The sequence below is a fragment of the Candidatus Poriferisodalis sp. genome, from assembly GCF_965219595.1.
In the GTDB taxonomy this organism is placed as follows: Bacteria; Actinomycetota; Acidimicrobiia; order Acidimicrobiales; family Poriferisodalaceae; genus Poriferisodalis.
The window spans coordinates 506,379-525,247 of sequence record NZ_OZ244781.1; the positions used below are offsets into that span (position 1 = coordinate 506,379).

Below are 18,869 nucleotides of genomic sequence, written 5' to 3' on the forward strand. Positions count from 1 at the left end.
GGCGCTGGAAGTCATTGAAAACTCGTTCTCGATTACGAGATCAGATGTCACACAATATGCAATGCGCCGTACAGCATATAAACGTTCGTTTGTCACACGGGCTCGGTAGCGTGAACGCATGTTCTCTCAGGTGCGGCAGGAGCTCGACTCGCTGGAAGCGGCCCTCGACGGCATCCTCACTCACTCTGGCTCCGCGCCCACGGCCGCCGACGAACCCCCTCAAGGTGGCACCGCTGCGGGCAACGAGACGACCGGCTGCGGGCACGCGGCCGGCGACAGCACGGGTTCTGCAAGTCACAGAGCCCAAACGACCCAGATCATCGTGCGAGCCGACCTCGCAGACCTGCTCGACGATCACGACGGCATCGGAGAGATCGCTGGCACCGGCCCGGTGCCCGCCAGCGTCATCGACCGGCTCTGCTGCAACGCCGACATCTCCGTCGTGCTGTTCGGCAAAGAACTCACACCCCTCTACGAGGCAGTCGCTGCACGAGCGCCCACCGCAGCCCAGCGCCGCGCCCTGATCGCCCGCGACGGCGCCTGCATCGGCTGCGGCGCCCCGCCCGGCGACTGCGAAGCGCACCACATCATCCCCTGGCTCTGTGGCGGTCCCACCAAGATCGACAACCTCGTGCTGGTGTGCTGGTCCTGCCACGACAAGGTCCTCGACCACAACTGGCAGGTCATCAAGCGCAACAACCGCTACCGGCTCATGCCGCCCGACGCGGAGTCGGCGCCCAACCCCGCCACTCCAATTCTCATGAACAATCAGGGTGAGAGCGGGCTCTGCCTCAGCCCGTGGGTTGCCAAAGTGTGTCGAGGGGGACGGACAGCAGACGGTCTCCCTGAGGAAGTGTGTTGACGCCGGCGTGCAGCAGGACACCTGCGCGGAATGCGCCGGGCTCGACGGCGTCGAGACGGTCGCGGAAGCGGGCCAGGTGACGCAGGTCTTCGGCCCTCGGCGACGACGTTGCCTTGATCTCGATGGCCACGACTGCGCCATCGGATCGTTCTGCGACCAGATCGACTTCGTGTCCGGTGTTGTCGCGATAGTGGTGCAGGGTGACCGGCGTCTCCCCAGCGGCGCAGAGCCGGACGATCTCATTGACGGCGAACGTCTCGAAGATCGAGCCGGTCATCGGGTGGTTCAGAGCCGCCAGGGCATCGTGATCGAGTCCGAACAGTCCGGCGGCGAGTCCGCTGTCGGCGATGTGGAGCTTCGGGCGCCGAACCGCCCGAGACGTGCGGTTGCGATGCCAGGACGGCAGTTCGTGCACCAGAAAGACCGTGCGCAGCCAGCCGAGGTACGACTGGACAGTTGCCCGGTCGGCGCCGAGCTGATCAGCCCAGCGCGACACGTTGAGCTCCGACGCAGTCTGCGCGGCCGCCAGTCGCAGCATCTGGGGCAACATGGCGGCCCGGCGGATGTCGCCGAGTTCGGCGATGTCCCGGCTCACCACTGTCTCGACGTAGCTGCCGAACCATCGGCGGCGCCCGCGTGGGCTGAGCCGCTGCACCTCGGGAAAGCCACCTGCGCAGACCTTCTCCAGGTAGTCGCCGCGGCTCAGCGGCGAGCGAGGTGACTGAGCTGCTGTGAGTTCGCCGCTCAGCCACTGCTCGACCGGGTTGACAGGATGTTCTGCGCCGATGTGGGCCGCGGAACTCACAGACGCCTGCCGCAGCTCGGCTTGGCTGAACGGCCACAGCGTCAAGATCGACACGCGACCCGCGAGCGACTCGCTGATCGTCGGCACTGTCAAGAAGTTTGTCGAACCGGTCAGCAGGAAACGCCCGGTGGCGGTGGACCCGTCGTCGACGGCCGTCTTCACTGCCCGTACCAGTCGATCGCCTGCGCGCTGCACCTCGTCGATGACGGTGGGTGGGCGGAACGCAGCCGCGAAGGCGTGAGGATCGTCGAGCGCCGCCGCCAAAGCGTCATCGTCGTCGAGCGACACGTAGTCGCCGCCGCGTTCGGCCGCGATCCGCCGCGCCAGCGTCGTCTTGCCGCTCTGGCGCGGACCGTGAAGCACTACCGCCCGCGATGCATCCAGCGCATCGATGAGGTTGGCGCTCAGGTGCCGCCGATGCTCCTCCACGCCGCCGGAGCCTACCCCTTCATCGACAATCTGTCAGCCAGCTAATCAACAATCTGTCAGACTTCTCATCAACAATTTGCATGAGGCTCAAGAACACCACAACAGACAATGCTGCGCCAGCCCGAGCAGGCCGGACGCGTACACCACCAACTGTGCATGGCCTCAATAGCACGCGGCAATACCATGGATGGCGACTAGGAGAGGCCACAGTGTCAGTGATTTCCTCGAACCTTCCCGATGTGAAAGCAGACAGCCTCTCGCTGGATTCTTGGATTTCGGCCGCGCTCGCTTCATCGACCACCGAGCCGGTATACGGCGATGACGATCCGGAGCACTTCGAAGGATGGTGGACCGAAGTTCCGGGGTGCCGAGGAGCATGGGGGTTTGGCGAGACGCCCGACCTGTCGCGACAGATGCTCAGGGAAACACTCGAGGATTGGGTGGTGATGGAGGTCGACGCTGGGCACTCCGTCCCCGTTTTCTGCGGGATGCGTGTCGTCGCCGCCCGGTGAGTCAGCATCTGGGTCCCGCATCGCGTCGCCAGCTCATCCGGTGGCTGCGTGACCGCGGCTGGGACGGTCCCGTGTCCGAGGCCAATCATGCTCACATGATTCGTGGTTCCCGGCATGTCGTCCTTCCGACACAATCCGAGATCGGATCGGGCTTGTTGCTGCGGATTCTGAAACAGGCCGGCTACACACGCGCGGACTGGCTGAGCCGCTAGTTGCCGACACTCGCAGACAGCCCTCTGGGCGGTCGCCTAGCCAACCTCAAGGGGCCCGCGGGTGCGAGTCGGCATTTGACGGTCGACGCGGCCGAGTCTGCGAGAGGTCTCGCAGGGCTTGGGTACGATGCCGCGACTATGTCGCTCGACGACCAACGTCATGATGCCGTGCGCACGGCGGCAGAGGGGTGGCGGCACGAACTCTTGGACACGAGCGGGCGCAACCGACTGCGCAACTATCGAGACCTGAAGACGGGCACGCTCGATCTCACGCCAGGCGGGCAAGAAGGATTGAGTGCTTCTGCATTGGACCGGCTGTTGGCCGGTCGCAAGGCGCGCCTCAGTGAATTCTTCACGGCGGCGGCCGACGCTGCGACGCCATTGGATGATGCCCGACGGCGCATGATCGCTATCCACAAGACGGCGCTGACCAATCTGGAAGAGAAGGGCATCGGCACCTGCTTCGCGGGAATCGGCCTCGCGACGTGGAATGTCGATCAGGGCACGGAACCAAATGCGCCGGTGATCCTCGTGCCACTGCACACGGCACCGACGGGAGCCGCAACGCGCGACTACGAAGTCTCCGTAGCCGGCGACGCGCACCTGAACCCGGTGCTCGCACACATCTTGCGAAGCGAGCACAGCATCGACACCGACGACACAGAAGCTGACCTTGCCGAAGATCCTCCCGCTTCGCTCGAAGCCTTCGATGAACTGTTCGACCAGCTGGCCGGTGCGTGGAGCGAACTCCCGGGATTCGCAATCACGCCACGGGTCGTGTGCGGCAACTTCTCGTATTCGACGATGCCGCTCGTTCACGACCTCGAACAGAACACCGAAGCGCTCGCACAGAACGATCTCGTGGCGGCAATTGCAGGAGTCGCACACGCTCGTGCTGCGCTCAGCGCTCAGGTGTGCGACCCGAGTCCCAGCCAGCCTGATGCCGATCCTCTCGAATCGGAGTTCCTGATCCTCGACGCCGACTCCAGTCAGCATCGGGCCATCAATCAGGTGCTCGGCGGCGAGTCACTGGTCATCCAAGGACCACCCGGAACCGGCAAGTCGCAGACCATCTCCAACCTCATCGCAGCGCTCGCTGCCCGCGGCAAACGAGTGCTCTTCGTCGCCGAGAAGCGAGCCGCCATCGAGGCTGTCACCAAGCGGCTGAATCAGGCCGCACTGGGCGACTTGATTATGGACTTGCACGGCGGTGTCACGTCTCGCCGCGACTTCGCATCCAACTTGGCAGCATCGCTCGACAACGTCAGCAGAATCCCTGCTCAGGACTATGCCGACTTGCATGGCCAGTTGGCGACCCGAAGGGGCGAGTTGCTCGCGATGTCGGCGGCGCTCCACGAAGCCCGCGAGCCGTGGGGCCTCAGCGTGCGGGAGATCTATGAACGGCTGCTAACGCATGACCCGCCAGCCCGCTCAGAGCAGCGCCTGAAGGGCGACGCCGCTCGGCGAATCGATCGCGACGACTGGCGCACTCTCGAGAGTCGAATAACCGAGTGGGTCGAACTCGGCGGCCCCTTGTTCCCCAAACAGCACTCGCGCTGGCACAACAGCACGGTCACATCGCCGTCCGAAGCCCAGGCAGCGCTCGAGACGCTGCGGAGCGCCGCACACACTCTGCTCCCCACTGCCGACCGCGAGATCCGCTCGTGTCTCGAGAGCGTCGGGATAGCCGTGTCGGGAGAACCATCCGATCGGGCCAGCGTCATGAGTCTCTTCGGCGAGATTCGGTCGCTGCTCGAACGGTGCAGCCCCGACGTGTATCTCCTTGATCTGGTTGCGCTGAAAGCCCAATTCGCACGGGCCCGCGGATCGTGGAAGCTCACCCAGGCGTTCTCGCGCAAGCTGCGGCAGTGCCGCAGGACTGTCGAGGACACGTTGCTCGACGGCGACAGCAAGCGCCTGGGGGCAGACGAGGCAGCCGAGATTGTGGAACAGGCACTGCGTCATCAGTCGACGTGGTCCGAGCTCGGCGCCGATGGCCTGCCCCGACCACCCGTTGACCTCGATGCTGCGCTCGCAGCAGCAGCCGAAGCCCTGTCGGCGCTGGTCCAGCTCGCGGAGACCGGGTTGATCGACCAGGCCTCTGCCGAGTCTCGGTCGTGGGCAGAGCTGTCGGCCGACATCAGCGAGCTCGCCACAGACGCGCACGCTGCCCAGCGTCTGCCTCGGCTGCGTGAACTGGAATCAGACCTGCACGCATTCGGCGTCACAGACGTTCTCGCCTCGCTTGACGATGAGTGTTCCCCGAGCAAGGCCGCGGAGGCGGTCGAGCGCGCTTGGCTGAGCCAAGTCCTCGAGGAGATCCAGTTCGCCGACCCTCGAATCTCGAACTTCGACAGCGACCGCGCAACTCGCTTGCTGAGCGAATTCGCCGAGTTCGATCGGGATCACCTCGCTGCCAATCCGATGCGCCTCCGGCGCGAGGTCGCACAGAATGTCGTCGCTGCAATGGACGCACACCCGAGCGAGGCTGACATCCTTCGCAAGGAAGCTGCGAAGCGGCGCCGTCATCGCAGCATCCGCCGTCTGCTTGCTGACGCGCCGCATGTACTGACCGCGCTGCGCCCATGCTGGACGATGTCACCGGTGCTCGTCGCCGAGATGATCCCGATGCAATCGAGTCTCTTCGACGTGGTCATCTTCGACGAGGCGTCGCAGATCCCGCCGGCTGAGGCCATCAGCAGCCTCGCGCGTGCCCGTCAAGCCGTCATCGCCGGCGACAGCCGTCAGCTGCCGCCCACGACGTTCTTCGGACGAGAGTCCTACGAACATGAAGGCGTCGAAGATGACACCGATTTCTCGACGGGGGACGTGGAGTCTCTGCTCGATCTCGCGGATGTCTTCCTTCGCGACGCCATGCTGACGTGGCACTACCGCAGCCGCGACGACCGCCTCATCGCCTTCTCGAACAAGCACATCTACAGCGGCTCGCTGACCACGTTCCCCGGCACAGCCGCAACGCCGCCAGTGACGCACCATGAGGTCGAGTTCCGAGCGCTTGCCGCTGCGAACGGCACGCGTTCCAATCCCGACGAAGCCCGCTATGTGGCAGAGCGCGTGCTGGAACACGCACGCACCTCGCCGCACGAGACGCTCGGCGTGATCGCGTTCGGTCAAGCCCACGCCGACGCCATACAAGGCGAACTCAGCCGGCTCATGCGAAACCTCGAAGATCAGTCCTTGGATGCCTTCTTCTCCGAAGCCAATGAGGAGCGCTTCTTCGTGAAGAACATCGAACGGGTTCAGGGCGACGAACGGGATGCCATCGTGCTGAGCGTCGGCTACCACAAGGACGCCAACGGGCGGCTGCAGTACCGGTTCGGTCCTTTGAATCAGGAAGGCGGCGAGCGGCGTCTCAACGTCGCCGTGACTAGGGCCCGCTCACGTCTGGCACTCGTCTCTTCGTTCAGTCATCGCGACATGGCACCGGATCGTTCGTCGGCGCGGGGTGTAGAGCTCTTGCGTCAGTATCTGGAGTACGCCGACTCCCGATGCGAGGTGCTCGGATCGGCCGCACATGATGTACCGCTCAACCCTTTCGAACTCTCGGTACAGCGCGGCCTGCAACGTCGCGGCATTCCCGCCGCGCCGCAATTCGCAGTCGCCGGCTACCGGGTCGACTTCGCATGCGCCCATCCCGACAAGCCGGGCCTGATGGTGCTCCTTCTTGAGGCCGACGGTGCCAGCTACCACTCCGGCGCGACCGCCAGGGATCGAGACCGCATCCGCCAGCAGGTGCTTGAAGACAAGGGCTGGAGCGTTCACCGCATCTGGTCGACCTCATGGTTCAACGACTCCGAAGCCGAACTCGACAAGGCAGAAGAAGCTTGGCGCGAGGCGGTTTCTGCTGCGGACGCTCCGTGAAAGCCACAGCGATCGGCGAGTTCGTCGGCAGTACGGCCTGTCACCTCGCCCGCATCTCGCGGTGCCAGGCCGAACGTCCCCCGTGTCGGCTCACCGGGCAGGCGGAACATCGGCGACTACACGCACGTCGAACTGGCGGCCCTTGCCCGTTGGATCAAGCGGGACACGCTGCTTCGTACCCAAGCCGATCTGATCTCGGAACTTGCCGCCGAGTTGGGTTTCAAGCGACTCGGCAGGCGAATAGTCGAGGCCCTCACGGCAGCGGCCAAGGCCGTCGGAGAGTCGCTGACGGACTAACCGGAACTGCATCGGGCGCATGCTGGCAGACCTGTCGATACAGGTTGCGCGGCGCTGCACGGGGCAGGTCACTTCAGATTGAGCAAAGGATGCCGACATGAGCGAGCAAAGCGGACGCGGCGGGACGCTGCCTCGGGGAATTCCCGACGACCGGCCCGCAGACGGCGACGACAGCGCGCCGGTGTCGTTTCGCCTGGACGAGCTTCGGCCATGGGGCATTGCGGCGTACGTAGCGGCCGGCATGGCTGCCGACGACGCGGCGACTGTCGTCGACAACCAGCTCTGGTCGGACCGGCGCGGTGTCGACACGCACGGCTTCCAGCGGGTGAGCTGGTATGTCAACTGGTTCCGCGACGGCACCACCGATCCGACTGCACAGTGCGAGATCGTCACCCGCACGCCGTCAGTGCTGGTCGCCGACGGTCATCACGGGCTCGGGCAGCTGGTGATCACCCGGTTCATGGAGCAGCTCATTGAGGCCGCCCGCGAGAGCGGTCTGGTGGTTGGCGTGATCCGCAATTCCAACGACTGGGGCTGCGGCGCGAACTACCCGTACCAGGCCGCAGAAGCCGGCTTTGTCTGCTACGGCACCACCACGTCGGTGCCGAACCTGGCACCGTTCGGCAGCCGCCGGAAGCTGTTCGGCAACAACCCGATCGTGTGGACGTTCCCCCGCCGCGCCCAGCCGCCGATCGTGCTCGACATGGCCATCACGCCCGTCGCGCTCGGCAAGGTGCTGCGGGCCCGCTCCGAGGGCTCGGAGATCCCGGTGGAATGGGGATTCCTGGACCGCGACGGCAACCCCACAGTCGATCCCGACGTGGCGATGCGCGGCATCGTGCCGGCGATCGGCGGCTACAAGGGCATCGGCATGATCACGGCCTCGAACATCGCCGCGGGGATTCTGGGCGGCTCGGCCCACACCGGCGATGTGGCCGTGGGTCGGCGGGGGCAGTTCTTCCTGCTGATGGATCCGGGCGTGTTCCGCGACCGTGAGGGTTACTACGACGACATCGAGGACATGGTCGCCCAGATCCGCGCGGCCGGCGAAGAGGACGTGCTGCCGGGCCAGACCGTGTACCTGCCGGGCGAGCTCGAACAACTTGAGATGGACCGGCGGACTGCGGCTGGCACTGTCAGCTACCCCGCGTCGGTCGTCAGATCGCTTGGCCGTGTCGGCGACGAGCTGGGCGTGCCGTTCGAATGCGAGGCGGTGACGTCGAGATGAGCGACAAGATGCTGGCGCTGGCGGCAGAGTGGATTCCGACGCTGCGGGAGCGCAGCGTCGAGATCGACTCGTTGCGGCAGCTGCCGCAGGATCTGGCCGAGGCGCTGGCGGCCGACGGCTTCTACCGGACGCTGGTGCCGCCCGAGCTGGGCGGGTTGGGGCTTCCACCGGCGGTGGTCGCTGAGATCGGCGAAGTGCTGGCCAGGGGCAACGCCTCGGCAGCGTGGTGCACGTTCATCGGCGCAACCTCGCAAATCATGTTCGCCGCGCTCGAGCCGGCCCAGCTCGCAGAGTTGCTGGAGAACCCCGATGTCATCACGGCCGGCGTTTTCGCACACTCGGGGACAGCCACGGCTGCACCCGGGCCTGACGGCGCCGACGGGTACATGGTGAGCGGGCGCTGGGCATGGGCCTCGGGTTCGCACAACGCGGCGTGGATCTCCGCAGGCGTGCAGATCATCGATGGCAATGCAGCTGATCGCGGTGGCGACGGCCCCCAGCCGGCGCTCGGCCGGGCGTTCTTCCGGCCCGACGACATCGAGCTGCACGACGACTGGTACACCAGCGGGCTGCGCGGTTCGGGTTCGAGCACGTTCGAGGCTCACAATGTCTGGCTGCCTGCATCGCGCATCGCATACGAGCGCTCGATCCTGAAGTCGTCGTACGCCGCCGAGCCGCTGTACCGCATGCCGCTGTTCGGCCTGCTGGCGCTGCCCATCGGCGCGATCGCGCTGGGGATGGCCCGGGCGAGCGTGGACGAAGTGATTGACGTCGCCAGGTCGAAGGTGCCCCAAGGGTCGCGTCGCACCCTGGGTGAGCGGCCCGCACTGCACTCCGCAGTAGCGGTGGCAGACACTGAGGTGCGGGCGGCTCGGACGCTGCTGTACACGTGCATCGATGCCGCGTGGGAGCGCGCGCAGCACGGCTTGTCCGATTTGGAACTGCGCCGTGACCTGCGCACAGCAACCACCCATGCAATGCAGACCAGCCTGCGAGTGATCAGCTCGATGAACTCGGCCGTCGGCGGCACGGCGGTGTTCGAAGCATCGCCATTGCAGCGTCACCTGCGCGACGCCCAGACGGCCTCGGCTCACTTCATGGTCGCGATGCCGGTGATGGAATTGGCCGGCCGCACCTTCTTCGACCCCGACGCCGACACCTCCGGCCTGTAGAACGTCGGCCAGCAGCGCTCAGTCGTCGCGGCGGCGCTGGTGCGCGGGAAGCGGGAACGTGATGGGAATGAGCGCGGTTTGGTCGATGTCGATCAGCGACGGTCCCACCGGGCCTGATTCGCCGCTGGCACGGGCAACCGCATCGCCGAACGCGGCTTCGAACTCGGCGACGCTGCGCACGCGCCGGGCCGGCACGCTCATGGCCTCAGCCACAGCGACGAAGTCGATGCCGCCGATCTCGGTGCCGTGGTGCTCGTCCCACAGGGCGTCCTGGATGATGCGCAGCACGCCGTAGCCGCCGTCGTTGAACACGCACACGATGACGGGCAGGCCGTGCTCGGCGAGCGTCGAGATCTCCCCCACCGACAGCATCAGCCCGCCGTCGCCCTGGATCACGACGGTCGGCTGGCCGGTGGCGAGCGCCGCACCCACGGCCATCGGCACGCCGGGGCCGATGGCGGCATTGGCGGCCCGAATCGACGTGCGCGGCGCCACGATCGGCAGCAGCCGGTTGCCCCACATGTAGCCGGGCACAGTGGTGTCACGGACGATGCGGGCCTCATCGGGAAGCATCCGGCGGATCGCGTCGCAGATCGCCGCGTGGTCCGTCCCGATCTCGTCGCGCATCGCCTCCATGTCGGACGAGCGATGCTTGCGGGCCCGCTCGACGTAGCCGTCGTCGATGGCGGGCGCGCCGTCGCCCAGCCGTTCGAGCAGTCCGGCCAGGCTGAGCTTCGCGTCGCCCACAACGGCCAGCGACGCCGGGTAGTTCAGGCCGATCACGCCGGGGTCGGCGTCGAGGTGGATCAGCTCGTCGGGCAAGCGCAGCGCCCAGACCCGGGTGGCGTAGTTCTGGAACCGGGTGCCCACGGCCAGCAGCAGATCGGCTTCAGCGAAGACGTCGGCCATCTGGGGACGGTCCGAGCGGAAGCCCAGCGACAGCGGGTGCAGTTCGCTCAGTGCGCTGCGGCCCTCGATGGTGGTGACCACCGGCGCACCGAGCCGCTCGGCCAGCGCAGTGAGCTCAGCCGAGGCGTCGGCGCTGATGACGCCACCGCCCGCCCAGATGAGAGGCCGCTGCGCCGCAGCCAATCGCTCGGCCGCATCGTCGAGCAGCGCAGCGTCAGGCCGCAGACGTGACACCTCGGGAGATCCCGAGATCGGCCCATCGCCGACCTTGGCGTACTGGAAGTCGATCGGGATCTCCACGGCGCCCGGCTGCGGGCGACCGGTGCGGATGTCGTCGGCCACGCGGGCGATGTCGGCAGAGATCTCGCTGGGATGCCGCACGGAGGCCACGCTGCGACACACCGAGCGCAGCATGTCGACCTGCTGATCGTTCTCGTGCAGGAAACCTTTCCCCTTGCCGTAGAACCGTGATTCGGTCTGGCCCGTCACCATCAGCACGGCCGAGCTGGTGAACGACGCCTCGTAGAGGCCGGGCACAGCGTTGGCGGCGCCGGGGCCGGTGGAGGTGAGCAGCACGCCCATCTCGCCGGTAGCGCGGTAGTAGGCATCCGCAGCGTGTGCAGCCGCCTGCTCGTGGCGGACCTTGACGACCTCGATGTCGTCGCGCACCGACAGCGCCTCATACATCGGCAGGTTGTGGACGCTGACGATCCCGAACACGTGCCGCACGCCCAGGCGCGCCAGCGTGGCCGCGACGGCCTCGCCCCCGGTCATTTCACTCATGGCAGTCACTCACCTCGGGCCTCGCTCATCGCCCGCACGGTAGCCCTGCGGTGGCGCCGGCCGCCCGACATGCAGGAGGACCCGAGTTCGGCGCCGCCGCGGTCCGCCGCCCAACTGACGGATCAGGCGTCGAGGCTGAACGGCGGGTACTGATCGGTCAGCAGGTGCAGGTACGCGTTCATGCGCAGGTTCACGCCGAACCACGAGGCGACCCACCCGCGCATGCCGACGGGCCAGCGGCCGGTGAACAGCACTGCGAAGAAGCCGAGCACGACCAGCACCGCGGTGATGAGACCGGTGATCACGGTGAACACCAGGGCCGGAATCACCAGGATCAACCGGAATGCAACCGTGAGCCGGTTGCGTTCGGTGAGCTGAGGCTCGATGTCGACAGCGACCGGAGTGCCTCCGGGCTCGGGTGCAGACATGTCGAACTCGAACGGCGGGTAGCGCTCGTGCAGAAAGTCGAAGTAGGCGTACAGCCGGATGCTGTAGCGCAGGTACATCGACTGGAAGTCCGCCAAGCCTTTGGGCATCTTGCCGGTGAACACGATGGCGATCCAGCCGAACAGGTTCAGCAGCCACGCGATGTGCTGCAGGATCTCGAAGATGATCAGGTGCGGGATCAGCAGCAGCCAGTGCACCAAGGGTCGCCAGTTGGCGATCCGCTCCGGTGACTCGACGGTGACGGAAGCCGGGTAAGCCATGCCGCCGAACCTACTTGGAAGCCCGGAACGCTCGATGCATGGTCGAGCGGCGGGCGAGAACGGGTTCTATTCGGCGGTGCTGAAGGGCGGGTACTTGTCGGTCAGCATGTAGATGAAGGTCAGGTAGCGCGCGTGGGCCCGGTAGAACCCGATCACGAAGCCGCGCATGCCTGCGGGCCAGCGGCCGGTGAACAGGATTATGAAGTAGGCGATCGTCACCACTGCGACGACGAGATAGGAGTAGACGGTGACGAAGACGATCTGCGGCAGCCCGTAGATCGGACGGAACAGTGCTGCCAGACGATTGCGATTCCCCGGTTCCACTGCGACATTCACCGCCACCGGCGAACCGCCCGGATCCTCTTCCGACGAAGGGAATTCAAATGGCGGATACTGGTCGTGGATGATGTGCACGTACGACAGCACACGGGTGTAGTAGCGGATGTACATCACTTGGAAGCTCGCGATGCCTGTCGGCAGCTTGCCGGCGAAGAGCACCACGAGCATGGTCAGGAGCGCGAGCGCCCAAGCCACGACGTGGAACACGGCAAGGATCACGAAGTGCGGGATCAGCATGATCCAGTGGACCAGCGGACGCCAGTTCGCCACGCGCTCTGAGGGTTCGACGGTAACGGAGGCGGGGTAATCCATGCCCTGAAACTACACCCACCACCGCCGACGCCCGTGACCCATCCGGACAGGTCGCCGTGCCGATTGAATGGGCAGCTCATGCTCGTCTCGCTGACCTCGACGACACCTGATGCGACCGATCTGGGATTCCTGCTGCACAAGCATCCCGATCGGGTGCGATCGGTCGATGTCGGCTTCGGGCGCGCCCATGTCTTCTACCCCGAAGCGACGCCCGACCGCTGCACAGCCACGCTGTTCGTGGAAGTGGATTCGTTCGCAGCGTCCAAGCGGCACCCACGACGGCAGTCGTTCCATCTGGGAGGACTCGAGCCCTACGTGAACGACCGGCCGTACGCGGCATCGTCAATGCTGAGCGTCGCCATCGGCCGGCTGTTCCGAACCGCGCTGGCCGGCACGTGCGATGCCCGGCCCGAACTCGTCGATCGGCCGCTCGACCTCGCCGTCGAGCTGCCGGCGCTGGGGGTGCGGGGAGGGGCGGACGTGCTCCGGCGGCTGTTCGAACCGTTGGGCTACGACGTCGAGTGCGCCCCCATCCCGCTCGACACGCAGTTCGGGGACTGGGGCGACAGCCGCTACTGCTCGGTCCGGCTGGCGGGCCAGCGCACCGTCCGCCGCACGCTGGAGCATCTCTACGTGATGCTGCCGGTGCTTGACGACCGCAAGCACTACTGGATCGGTCCCGACGAAGTCGACAAGCTGATGCGGCGCGGAGGCGAGTGGCTGGCCGACCATCCCGAGTCGGACCTGATCACACGCCGCTACCTGCGCTTCGGCACCCTCGCCCGGGAGGCGCTGGCGCGCCTCGCTGAAGCCGGCGAGGACGTCGAACGGGCCGACCAGCGCAATGACGACGCGGAGCAGGCGAACGAGCGCCGAATGAACCTGCGGGAGCTGCGTCTGGATGCGGTGATGGACGCCGTGCGGGGAGCGGGCGCCGGGCGAGTCGCCGACCTGGGTTGCGGCGAAGGACGGCTGTTGCAGCGGCTCATCGACGAACCTGCCGTGACGGCGATCTTGGGCATGGACACCTCGATCGGGGCACTCGAACGTGCCGAACGGCGTCTCGGTCTCGATGAGATGTCCGAGCGTCGACGGGAGCGCATCTCGCTGGTACAGGGCTCTCTCACCTACACCGACGAGCGCCTGCGCGGCTTCGACGTGGTCACGCTGGTGGAAGTCATCGAGCATCTCGATATCGAGCGCCTCGACGTGTTCGCCGATGTCGTGTTCGGCCGCGCCGCCCCTTCGGCGGTCGTGCTGACGACGCCGAATCGCGAATACAACGTCAACTTCGAACACCTCGGCCAGTCCGGGCTGCGCCATGGCGACCACCGATTCGAGTGGACGCGCAGCGAATTCACAGCGTGGGCGCATGATGTCGGGGACGAGTACGGCTACGGCTGCGAGATCAGCGGCATCGGACCTGACGATCCCGGGTGCGGGCCGCCGACCCAGATGGCGGTCTTCCGCCGGGCACCGTGAGCAGCGTCCGATGAGGCCCACGCTGACCGAGATCGAGATTGCCGAACCGGGGCTGGTCGTGCTGTGCGGCGCGTCCGGCTCTGGCAAGTCCACCTTTGCCCGCCGGCACTTCGCCTCCACCGAGGTCGTGTCGAGCGATCAATGCCGAGCCATGATCGGCGACGACGAGACCGACCAGACAGTCACCGCTGAGGCCTTCGATCTGCTGCACACGATCGTGCGCAAGCGCCTCGAGATCGGACGCCTCACGGTGGTTGACGCCACGAATGCCAAGACGCCCGACCGCAAGGCGCTGGTCGAGATAGCTCGCCGGGCCGACCTGATGGTCACAGCCATCGTCTTCGACCTGCCGCTGGCATGGTGCGTTGAACGGAACAGTTCACGCGAGGACCGCCAGACGCCGCGCCATGCCATCAAGCGTCAGCACGAGACGCTGCGCCGCAACGCCCGGCGCCTGCGCAAGGAGGGCTTCGCCCGGGTCCACACGATCGGCTCCGCTGATGAGCTGGATGCGATGCGCATCGTGCGCAGCAGGCTCTGGTGCGACCGCCGAGACGACGTCGGGCCATTCGACATCATCGGCGACGTTCACGGCTGCCACACCGAGCTCATCGAACTGCTCGACCGCTTGGACTACGACGTCGCCGCGCGCCCTATCACCCACCCCGACAATCGACGGGCGGTGTTCGTGGGCGACCTTGTCGATCGTGGGCCAGGCGTCGCCGAGGTGCTCGAGGTGGCCATGTCGATGGTCGATTCCGGCAGCGCACTGTGCATCGCAGGCAACCACGAGAACAAGCTGGGTCGAGCCTTGGCGGGACGCCAAGTGCAGATGACACACGGGCTGGCCGAGTCGCTCGCCCAGCTCGAACAGCGCAGCGCCGCCTTCCGCGATCAGGTGGCCGCATTCGTCGACGGGCTCATCAGCCACTACGTGCTCGACGGCGGCCGCCTGGTGGTCGCCCACGCGGGCCTTCCCGAGCGGTATCACGGGCGGGCGTCGGCTCGCGTGCGAGACATCGCGCTCTACGGCGACACCGACGGCGAGAGCGACGAGTACGGCCTGCCGGTCCGCTACCCGTGGGCCGCCGACTACCGCGGCGACGCGGCTGTGGTGTACGGCCACACGCCGGTGATGGCCGCGGAATGGGTCAACAACACGATCTGCGTGGACACCGGCGCCGTCTTCGGCGGCGAGCTGACCGCGCTGCGCTGGCCCGAGCGCGAGCTGGTGTCCGTGCAGGCGGCCGAGGTGTACTACGAGCCCGTCCGACCCCTCGACGCCGAGCCTCCCGCCGAGGATCGGGCACACACCGCACTCGACATCAGCGATGTCGCAGGCAAGCACATCGTGGAAACGTCCCTCGTGGGCCGCGTGACGATCGAGGCTGAGCAATCCGGCGCTGCGCTGGAGGTGATGAGCCGCTTCGCCGTCGATCCCCGCTGGCTTCCCTACCTCCCGCCCACGATGGCACCGGTCGCCACCAGCACCCGTGACGGGTACCTGGAGCATCCTGACGAAGCCTTTGCCTACTTCGAGCGTGCCGGCGTGCGCGAGGTCGTATGCCAGGAAAAGCACATGGGCTCGCGGGCCGTGGTGGTCATGGCGCGCGACACCGATGCCGCCGGGGCCCGGTTCGGCATCGTCAACGAGGCCGCCGGCGTCATCGTGACCCGCACCGGACGGGCGTTCTTTGCCGAGCCCGCAGCGACCGCATCGCTGCTGGCACGACTGCGTGCCGCCGCCGAGAGCACCGGGCTGTGGGATCGCCTCGGTACCGACTGGCTCGTGCTCGATGCCGAGCTGCTGCCGTGGTCGGCGAAGGGCGCCGAGCTGATCCAGGACCTGTATGCCTCGACAGGAGCGGCGGGAACTGCCGCCCTGAGCACTGCGAGCAGGCTGATCGCCGATGCCGCCGGGCGCGGCGTGGGGCTCGACGATCTGGCGTCCCGCACTGTCGAGCGGGCGTCCCATCTCGGATCGTTCATCGACGCCTACCGGCAGTACTGCTGGGACACCGACGGCATCGAGGGCGTCGAGATCGCGCCGTTCCAGATCCTGGCAGCACACGGCGAGGTGCTCGCCCGCCGTCCGCACGCATGGCACCTCGACGAGATCGACGCGCTGATTGCCGAGGCTCCCGATGTGCTGCGCCGCACCGATCGCCGGCACGTCACGATCGACGACGCTGCGTCAATTGCCGATGTGACCGACTGGTGGCATTCGATGACCGAGCGTGGCGGCGAGGGCATGGTGGCAAAGCCCGCCGATCCCGTCATGTTCAACGACAAGGGCCTCGTGCTGCCCGGCGTCAAGTGCCGCGGCCGGGAGTATCTCCGCCTCATCTACGGAGCCGAGTACCTGGCGCCGGAGAACCTGCAGCAGCTCCGCCAGCGATCGCTCAAGCGCAAGTCGTCGCTGGCGCGGCGGGAGTTTGCGCTCGGCATCGAAGCACTCGACCGGTTCGTCGCCAACGAGCACCTGTCACGTGTGCACCAGTGCGTGTTCGCCGTGCTCGCGCTGGAGAGCGAACCGGTTGACCCCCGACTCTAAGCCGCCGGAGGCTACGCGGCGACGAGCGGGAACTTGTCGTTGTCGCCGGGATACTCGCCGGCGACTGATGTCGTGTCGTCGTCGCCCACGATGGGATCGCACCCCGCATGGGGGTACCACACCGCGTCGTCGCCCAGCCAGCGGGTCGACAGCGCCACCCGCCGGTGATCGCCGGCATTGCCCGGCGAGCCGTGGATGATCCACGACGAGAAGAACAGCGCATCTCCGGGCTCGACGTCGAACCCGATGATGTCGTACGCGGCCCGGTCGGCCTCCACATCGGGCATCTTGGGGCCCTCGAAGTCGGCCATGAAGCCCTTCTTGCCGTCGAACGACTCGGGTGCGTAGTAGGCGTCCCAGCTGTGCGAGCCGCGCACGAACTCAAGCGAGCTCTCCGCCACGGTGACCGGCGTCATCGCCACCCACGCCGAGCAGATCTGCTTGCCCAGGAAGGGCCAGTAGGGGATGTCCTGATGCCACGGCGTGGGGTTGGCGGTGCGTGGCTCCTTGATGAGCAGGTGGTCGAAGTAGAAGCGCGCAGTGTCCGAACCCATCAGCGCCGCGGCCATCTGCGCCATGCCCGAGTTGAAGACGAAATCACCGATGACCGGGTCGATCTCCCACCGGTACCGGCTCGTGAACAGCCGGTTCTCCGGCGCTCCCGGATTCGTGTCTGACACCCACCTGCCGGGCTCGCGCAGCTGCTGGTCAGCCACGTCGAGCACCCGTTCGACCCACGCGTCCGACACCGCATGGGTCACCTTCACCACGCCGTCTGCTGCGAACACCGCCTGGTGCTCGTCGGTGATGCGCTCGCCTGACGGCTCAGCCTCTTGGGGGCGGCTCATGGCTCTCTCACCGCTTCCAGCAGGCCGGCGATGCGGGCCGGGCTGTGTGTGTGCTCGGGGGTCACGCCGAAGGCGTGGTGGGCAGGAATGAGATCGCCGAAGGGGCTCACCACGTTGACGTTGTCGCCCCCGATGAGGCCCGGGTGCTCGACTCCGCAGGCATCAGCCAGCCGGAACAGCTCCTTTCGCAACCCGATGACGTAGTTGGCGAGCCGCACGCTCTTGAGCGTCGGATCGAGCCCGCGAGAGAGCCACTTGTTCTGCGTCGCCACGCCGGTGGGGCAGTGGTCGGTGTGGCAGCGCTGCGCCTGGATGCAGCCGATCGCCATCATCGGCTCGCGAGCCACGCCGATCATGTCGACCCCGATGTTGAACGCCAGCGCTGCAGGAGCGGGAAAGCCCAGCTTGGCGGAGCCGATCATCACGATCTGGTCAGTGAGGCCGGCCTCGCCGAAGGCCCGGTGCACGACGCCGAACGCCCGCCAGAACGGCAGTGCGACGTGATCGGTGAACACCAGCGGCCCTGCGCCTGTGCCCCCCTCTGCGCCGTCCACCGTCACGAAGTCGGGTCCCCGCCGGGTCTCGGCCATGTGCTGGGCCAGCTCAGTCCAGAAGGTTTCCTGGCCGACCGCCGACTTGATGCCTACCGGCAGACCGGTCGCGCCGGCCACTTCTTCCACGAAGTTCACCAGCTCGGCGACGCTGCCGAACGCCGAATGACGGCTGGGGCTCACCACGTCTTTGCCGACCGGCACGCCGCGTGCCTCGGCGATCTCGGGGCTCACCTTTGCCGCGGGCAGCAACCCCCCGACACCGGGCTTGGCTCCCTGGGACAGCTTCACCTCGATGGATCGGACTGGCGCCCCGTCGACGGTTTCCAGCAGGCGGTCCATCGAGAACGTGCCGTCGGGATTCCTGCACCCGAAGTAGCCCGTCCCCATCTGGAACACCAGGTCACCGCCGCTGCGGTGGTACTTGGAGATTCCGCCCTCGCCGGTGTTGTGCATGCAGCCGGCCAGGGCGGCCCCGCGGTTGAGCGCCTCGATCGCCGTGCCCGACAGCGACCCGAAGCTCATGGCCGACACGTTCACGATCGACGCCGGCCGGAAGGCCTTGTCACGGTCCCGCCACGCGCCCATGATCTTGCCGCACCCCAGGGGCGCATCGGCCGGCACGGTGCGGCCCAGCGGGAACGGGCTGTGGCGGAACGTGATGTGGCCGGGCTTGTCGATTTCGTCGTCGGTGCCGAAGCCGAAGTAGGTGTTCTGCTGCTTGGCCGTCGAGTACACCCAGCGTCGCTCGTCTCTGTTGAATGGGCGCTCCTCCTCGTTGTGGGCGACGATGTACTGGCGCAGCTCGGGGCCGATCTTCTCCAGCAGGAAGCGCAGATGGCCGATCACCGGATAGGTGCGCAGGATCGAGTGCCGCTTCTGGACGATGTCGTGAACGAACACGACCACGGCGAGCGCCCCGAAGACGATCAGCCCCCACAGCCACCACGGCACAACTCGAACCTACCGCGGACGCGGCTGGGGG

At 66.8% G+C, this 18,869-nt stretch carries 15 protein-coding genes; 8 read left to right on the plus strand and 7 right to left on the minus strand.

The features are described 5' to 3' along the window. The first annotated feature begins 118 nt into the window (after nt 1-118). Entirely contained in the window at nt 119-862 is a 744-nt protein-coding gene (locus tag ACOQPE_RS02265; protein WP_420610302.1) for an HNH endonuclease signature motif containing protein, read from the plus strand. Here the strand turns inward: ACOQPE_RS02265 and ACOQPE_RS02270 are convergent. Next, complete coding sequence (locus tag ACOQPE_RS02270; RefSeq protein ID WP_420610303.1) at nt 792-2,096, minus strand: ATP-binding protein; 1,305 nt, start codon at nt 2,094-2,096, stop codon at nt 792-794. The two genes, ACOQPE_RS02265 and ACOQPE_RS02270, sit on opposite strands and share 71 nt — an antisense overlap. A gap of 209 nt (nt 2,097-2,305) precedes the next feature. Here ACOQPE_RS02270 and ACOQPE_RS02275 point away from each other — a divergent pair, with 209 nt between their 5' ends. The 3 genes from ACOQPE_RS02275 to ACOQPE_RS02285 all read left to right on the plus strand — a co-directional run bounded on the left by ACOQPE_RS02275 (nt 2,306) and on the right by ACOQPE_RS02285 (nt 6,702). After that, entirely contained in the window at nt 2,306-2,608 is a 303-nt protein-coding gene (locus ACOQPE_RS02275) for a type II toxin-antitoxin system HicB family antitoxin (RefSeq protein ID WP_420610304.1), read from the plus strand. Continuing rightward, nucleotides 2,605-2,820, plus strand: coding sequence for a type II toxin-antitoxin system HicA family toxin (locus ACOQPE_RS02280; RefSeq protein WP_420610305.1), 216 nt, complete (start codon nt 2,605-2,607; stop codon nt 2,818-2,820). The genes ACOQPE_RS02275 and ACOQPE_RS02280 overlap by 4 nt, the downstream gene beginning before the upstream one ends. A gap of 138 nt (nt 2,821-2,958) precedes the next feature. Next, complete coding sequence (locus tag ACOQPE_RS02285) at nt 2,959-6,702, plus strand: AAA domain-containing protein (protein ID WP_420610306.1); 3,744 nt, start codon at nt 2,959-2,961, stop codon at nt 6,700-6,702. Between the two features lie 90 nt (nt 6,703-6,792). Here the strand turns inward: ACOQPE_RS02285 and ACOQPE_RS02290 are convergent, their stop codons facing one another. Next, nucleotides 6,793-7,011, minus strand: coding sequence for a hypothetical protein (locus ACOQPE_RS02290; RefSeq protein ID WP_420610307.1), 219 nt, complete (start codon nt 7,009-7,011; stop codon nt 6,793-6,795). A gap of 85 nt (nt 7,012-7,096) precedes the next feature. Between ACOQPE_RS02290 and ACOQPE_RS02295 the strand changes: the two genes are divergently transcribed. Further along, nucleotides 7,097-8,227: an Ldh family oxidoreductase gene (locus ACOQPE_RS02295; protein WP_420610308.1), complete on the plus strand. Its 1,131-nt coding sequence runs from the start codon at nt 7,097-7,099 to the stop codon at nt 8,225-8,227. After that, complete coding sequence (locus ACOQPE_RS02300; protein WP_420610309.1) at nt 8,224-9,399, plus strand: acyl-CoA dehydrogenase family protein; 1,176 nt, start codon at nt 8,224-8,226, stop codon at nt 9,397-9,399. Before ACOQPE_RS02295 ends, ACOQPE_RS02300 begins: the two co-directional genes overlap by 4 nt. A gap of 18 nt (nt 9,400-9,417) precedes the next feature. Here the strand turns inward: ACOQPE_RS02300 and ACOQPE_RS02305 are convergent, their stop codons facing one another. From ACOQPE_RS02305 to ACOQPE_RS02315, 3 genes are all read right to left on the minus strand, one after another. Further along, entirely contained in the window at nt 9,418-11,091 is a 1,674-nt protein-coding gene (locus tag ACOQPE_RS02305; protein ID WP_420610310.1) for a thiamine pyrophosphate-binding protein, read from the minus strand. 122 nt (nt 11,092-11,213) lie between these two features. Then, nucleotides 11,214-11,798, minus strand: coding sequence for a DUF4389 domain-containing protein (locus ACOQPE_RS02310; RefSeq protein WP_420610311.1), 585 nt, complete (start codon nt 11,796-11,798; stop codon nt 11,214-11,216). A 66-nt stretch (nt 11,799-11,864) separates the two neighbouring features. Continuing rightward, nucleotides 11,865-12,449: a DUF4389 domain-containing protein gene (locus tag ACOQPE_RS02315; protein WP_420610312.1), complete on the minus strand. Its 585-nt coding sequence runs from the start codon at nt 12,447-12,449 to the stop codon at nt 11,865-11,867. 78 nt (nt 12,450-12,527) lie between these two features. On the opposite strand from ACOQPE_RS02315, the gene ACOQPE_RS02320 reads away from it, so the two are divergent. Both ACOQPE_RS02320 and ACOQPE_RS02325 read left to right on the plus strand, forming a co-directional pair. Continuing rightward, nucleotides 12,528-13,931: a 3' terminal RNA ribose 2'-O-methyltransferase Hen1 gene (locus ACOQPE_RS02320; RefSeq protein WP_420610313.1), complete on the plus strand. Its 1,404-nt coding sequence runs from the start codon at nt 12,528-12,530 to the stop codon at nt 13,929-13,931. Nucleotides 13,932-13,941: 10 nt separating this feature from the next. After that, entirely contained in the window at nt 13,942-16,485 is a 2,544-nt protein-coding gene (locus tag ACOQPE_RS02325; RefSeq protein WP_420610314.1) for a polynucleotide kinase-phosphatase, read from the plus strand. A gap of 11 nt (nt 16,486-16,496) precedes the next feature. Here the strand turns inward: ACOQPE_RS02325 and ACOQPE_RS02330 are convergent, their stop codons facing one another. Together ACOQPE_RS02330 and ACOQPE_RS02335 are read right to left on the minus strand one after the other, a co-directional pair. Continuing rightward, nucleotides 16,497-17,333, minus strand: a complete 837-nt coding sequence (locus ACOQPE_RS02330) for a phytanoyl-CoA dioxygenase family protein (RefSeq protein WP_420610315.1) — start codon at nt 17,331-17,333, stop codon at nt 16,497-16,499. After that, entirely contained in the window at nt 17,330-18,838 is a 1,509-nt protein-coding gene (locus ACOQPE_RS02335; RefSeq protein ID WP_420610316.1) for an FMN-binding glutamate synthase family protein, read from the minus strand. The genes ACOQPE_RS02330 and ACOQPE_RS02335 overlap by 4 nt, the downstream gene beginning before the upstream one ends. Nucleotides 18,839-18,869: the final 31 nt, after the last annotated feature.